The sequence below is a fragment of the Streptomyces sp. MB09-02B genome (assembly GCF_033794485.1).
Classification (GTDB): domain Bacteria; phylum Actinomycetota; class Actinomycetes; order Streptomycetales; family Streptomycetaceae; genus Streptomyces.
The window spans coordinates 1-4,507 of sequence record NZ_JARGEE010000584.1; the positions used below are offsets into that span (position 1 = coordinate 1).

The window sequence follows — 4,507 nt, forward strand, 5'->3', positions numbered from 1 at the left end:
GTTTTGTTGGGGCGTGTAGATGTGTTTAAGGGACGGGTGGGGAGCTACCGCGCCCTCGTGGGGAGGCCGCGGTCTTCTCCGGCGTCGGGGCCGATCACCGCGCACCGCCGGGCGGTCGCGGCGAACGTCTGGCCCGTCGCCGCGAACGCCTGGCCTGACGCGGCGAACGTCCCGACGCCGGGGGATCTCATGGGCATGATCATGGTCACGGCTTGAGCACCGCCACGCCGTGCCGGCCGAGCGACAGCGATCCGCTGACGGTCGCCCCCGTCAGCAGGTCCCGATGGGTGCCGGGCACGTCGACGGTGACCTCGTCGCGGCCGTGGTTGAGCACGAACAGCAGCTCGCCGCGCCGTACCGCCTCGACCCCGCCGGGAAGTCCGTCCAGGACCGGCCGTACCCCGGCGTCGGCGGCGATCCGCCCCACCAGGTGGCGGAGCTCGGCTGGTTCGGGCAGCGTGGACACGTACCAGGCGCGTCCCTTGCGCAACACCGCCGGGAAGCCGTCGAGTTCGCCTCCCTTGTAGGGGACGACCTCGTCCGCGTCCGCCGTCTCGATCTCCTCGGACCACAGCGTTCCCCGGAAGACGCCCCGGGCGCCGTCGCACTCGACCTCCTCCCCCGGGTCCAGCGGCCACCACTCGTGCAGGGTGCGGATACCGAAGAGGTCGCGGAGCCGGGCGTCCATGCCGCCGGGCCGTACCCGGTCGTCCTCGTCGGCGACGCCGGTCAGGAAACCGCTGACGAGGGTGCCGCCGCCCCGTACGTACGCGACGAGGTTGTCGACGGCCGCGTCCGTGAGCAGGTAGAGCTGCGGTACGACGACGAGCCGGTGGGCGGACAGCTCGTGCTCGGGGTGGGCGAAGGCCGTGGTGAGGTTCGCCTCCCAGAGGGCGCGGTGCCAGGCGCGTACGACCTGGGGGAGATCGACCTCGGACGACAGGCGGCCGTCATGGGCGCCTGCCCACCAGGAGTTCCAGTCGAACAGCACGGCTGTCTCGGCGTGGATGTGATGTCCCGTCACCTCCTGCCCGATCGTGGCGAGTTCCCGACCGAGCTGCTTCACCTCCTGGTAGGTGCGCCCCTGCTCGCCCGCGTGCCCGACCATGCCGGAGTGGAACTTCTCCGCGCCCTGCCGGGACTGCCGCCACTGGAAGTAGCAGACGGCGTCCGCGCCCCGGGCGACGGCCTGCAAGGACCACAGACGGTTGAGCCCACGGGGTTTGGGGTGGTTGACGCCGCGCCAGTTGACGGGTCCGGCCGCCTGCTCCATCAGCATCCAGGGGCCGCCGCCCGCCTGGGAGCGGGTCATGTCCTGGACCAGGGCGCCGTGTTGTGCGCCGAGCGGGTCACGCGGATCCGGGTAGAGGTCGACCGAGACGACGTCCTCCTCCTGGGCCCACCGCCAGGCGTCCTGACCCACCCACATCGGCATGAAGTTGGTGGTGACCGGCAGGTGGGGGGTGTGCCGACGGACGATGTCGCGCTCCAGGACGTAGCACTCCAGGAGCATGTCGCTCGTGAAGCGCTTGAAGTCGAGCACGTGGGTGGGGTTCTTCATGTAGTGGGCGCGGCGCGGCGGGAGGATCTCGTGCCAGCCGTCGTAGCCCTGGCTCCAGAAGGCCGTGCCCCAGGCCTCGTTGAGCGCGTCGAGCGTCCCGTACTTCCGCTGGAGCCAGGCGCGGAAGGTGCGCGCGGCCTCGTCGCCCCAGTCGTAGGTGCAGTACTCGTTGTTGATGTGCCACATCGTGAGGGCCGGGTGGTCGCCGTAGCGGGCGGCGAGATCCTCGGTGATGGCGGCGGCGTGACGCCGATAGGTGTCACTGGAGTGCGAGAAGTGCTGGCGGGAGCCCCACCACTCGATCTGGCCGTTCTCGTCGCGCGGGAGGGTCTCGGGGTGGAGGCGGCCCATCCACGGCGGCGGGGAGGAGGTCGGCGTGGCGAGGACGACGCCGATACCGCTCGCGTGCATCAGGTCCATCAATCGGTCCAGCCACCCGAACTCCCGTGCCCCGGGCCGGGGTTCGAGCTTCGCCCAGGAGAAGACACCGAGGGTGACGGAGTTGACGCCCGCCTCTCTCATCAGGCGTACGTCCTCCTGCCACACCTCCTCGGGCCACTGCTCGGGGTTGTAGTCGCCGCCGAAGAGGACGCGGCCGCGGGTGGCGACGGCCAGGGACGGCCCCGTCGGCTCCGGCATCAGACCGGCTCCCCGTACTGGATGCCGCGCCCGTTGGTGGCCAGGTACACCCGGCCGTACACGCGCGGGTCGCCGACGATGACCTCACCGGTCCAGCCCCACTGGTGGGCGTCGTCGTTGACGCGGGTCCAGGTCTTCGCGCCGTCGTCCGAGCGGTACACGGCGGTGATGGTCTCCGTCGAGCCGACCTGGTAGAGCGCCGGGTAGTCGGCGCCGTGGGCGGCCTTGCCGAAGCCGAGGGTGTACGAGGCCCAGCAGCTGTCGATCTTCGAGAAGCCGGCCCCGCCGTCGGTGGACCGGTACAGCCCGTTCGTCTTCACGCTCAGCCACAGGTCGCCGGTGCGTCCGGGAGCCGCGACCAGCTTGAACTGGCTGTCCCCCTTCGGCAGTCCGGTCGCCCGGGCCGTGAAGGAGCGGCCGCCGTCCGTGCTGGCGTACAGCGTGCCCGTGTCGGTGTCGTAGGCGTAGAAGCGCGCCGGGTCGACCGGGTCGGCGACCGGCGTGGCGCCCTTGGGGAAGGAGGGGACCTCGGCCCAGGTCGCGCCGTGGTCGGCGGAGCGGTGGGCCGCGTACTTCGTGCCGTCCCAGTGCACGAAGGACCACAGCAGCGCACTGCCGTCGGCATTCACGGCGATCGGTCCCGGCGCGTCCTTGGCGATGTCGGGCTGGGCCGCGAAGGGCTCCCAGGTCCGGCCCCCGTCGCCGGAGCGGGCGCCGTTGCCGTGGTCGCCCCAGCCGGTGCGGACCACGTACGACGGCTTCGCCGCGGCCTGCGCGAGCCCGGTCGCCGATCCGAACACGGGGTTCGACGCCATGCCGCGCGACGGGGACGCGGTGAGCCGCTCGTGGTACATCGTGCCGATGTCCCCGTTGCCGCTGATCAGGTGCGCCTGCCCGACCGGGGGCGAGATCAGCTGGCGCACGGACGTCTCCTCCAGGCCCCGGATCTGTGGGGCCCAGTTCTTCAGGTCCCGGGTGCCGTAGAGGGTCGCGCCGGTGCCGTAGACGAGATGCTTCGAGTCGTACGGGTCGAGGGCGAGCGCCTGGATCCACCAGCCGAACTTCGGTTTGTCGGCACCCCACTCGAGATAGGGGGTCTCGGACACGTCGAGGACGGCGGAGTCCTTGAGGGACGTCCAGGTGCGGCCGCCGTTCGTGGACCGGAACAGGGTGTCGATCTCGGCCCAGCGGTTGTTGGTGGACACGACGACCGTGCCCGGGCGGCGGGCGTCGACGGCGACCCCGCCGTAACCGAAGGCGTCGGTGCCGCCGTCGGTCGTGGTGCCGCCCGGCTGCACCGGGGTCACCTCGGTCCATGTGCCGGTGGTGGTGCGGAGCTTGTGCACACTGCCGTCGGACTGGCCGTTGGGGCCGGGGGCGTCGGCGTACGTCACGTACAGCTCGCGGGTGTGCCGGTCGTACGCGGCGCGGATCGGGACCTTGGCGGCGGCGCCGGTCGGCCGGCCGGGGACGGCCTCCCAGGTGGTGCCGTCGGTGGTGCGGTAGAGGTTCACCGTCCCGGAGGTGCCGTCCCCGTCTCCCCAGCCGGCGTACACGGCGCGACCCGCGGCCACCAGCAGGGTGACGCCCTGGCCGGAGCCGCTCGGGGTCGCCGGGAAGCCGGTCGCGGACGCCCAGGTGGCGCCCCGGTCCGTCGACCTGAGCAGGCCGTCGTGTCGGGTGCCCAGCCACAGGGTGTCGCTGTCGCGCGGGTCGACGAGAAGGCGCTCGCCCGCGCCCCGGCCGTCCTCGTTGGCGCCGAGCTTCACGGTGAGGTCGCTGCGGGCCCAGGTGGCGCCGCGGTCGTCCGAGCGGAGGATCGCGCCGTTGCCGGCCCAGGACTGGGCGTAGGTGCCGAGGGCGAGGTAGACGCGGTCCGGGTGGGCGGGGTCGACGGCGATGGCCTCCACGCCGAGGAGGTTCCAGTCGTCCCAGCCGAGGTGGTCGGTCAGCGGGGTCCAGCGGGCCTTGTGGTCGTCCCAGCGGTAGGCGCCGCCGATGTCGGTACGGGCGTAGGCGAGGCCGCGTCTCGCCGGGTGGAAGAGGACGCCGGTGACGAAGCCGGTGCCGCCGATCACGGCGGTGCGCCAGCGGTAGCCTCCGGCGGTCTTGCCGGTTCGGGGCCCGGCGGCGTGGGCTGCGGTCCGTCGGGGTTGGAACCGGCTAGACCGCCGGAGGCCACCCCCGGGGCACCGCCGTGCTGGCCACGATCGACGTCACGCACGGCGGCCACATGCACCCCGCGTAAGGCGGCCGCGCCTACGCCCGAACCACAGTTCGTGTCGTATACAAATGTGAGGCAGACCA

The 4,507-nt window shown here is 72.2% G+C and carries 3 protein-coding genes; all 3 read right to left on the bottom strand.

The genetic code is table 11. The annotated features are described in order from the left end of the window. Positions 1-44 precede the first annotated feature (44 nt). Genes P1P70_RS41125 through P1P70_RS41135 form a run of 3 tightly spaced genes read right to left on the bottom strand, consistent with a single transcriptional unit; the run spans position 45 to position 4,278 of the window. Positions 45-191, bottom strand: a complete 147-nt coding sequence (locus P1P70_RS41125) for a hypothetical protein (RefSeq protein WP_319247077.1) — start codon at positions 189-191, stop codon at positions 45-47. Between the two features lie 14 nt (positions 192-205). Continuing rightward, positions 206-2,200, bottom strand: coding sequence for a beta-galactosidase (locus tag P1P70_RS41130; protein ID WP_319247079.1), 1,995 nt, complete (start codon positions 2,198-2,200; stop codon positions 206-208). Then, positions 2,200-4,278: a 1,4-beta-glucanase gene (locus tag P1P70_RS41135; protein WP_319247081.1), complete on the bottom strand. Its 2,079-nt coding sequence runs from the start codon at positions 4,276-4,278 to the stop codon at positions 2,200-2,202. Before P1P70_RS41135 ends, P1P70_RS41130 begins: the two co-directional genes overlap by 1 nt. Between the last annotated feature and the right edge of the window lie 229 nt (positions 4,279-4,507).

Excerpts from the sequence above, each read along its gene's own strand:
- P1P70_RS41125 (WP_319247077.1), bottom strand. The coding sequence starts at position 191 with ATGAGATCCCCCGGCGTCGGGACGTTCGCCGCGTCAGGCCAGGCGTTC.
- P1P70_RS41130 (WP_319247079.1), bottom strand. The coding sequence starts at position 2,200 with ATGCCGGAGCCGACGGGGCCGTCCCTGGCCGTCGCCACCCGCGGCCGC.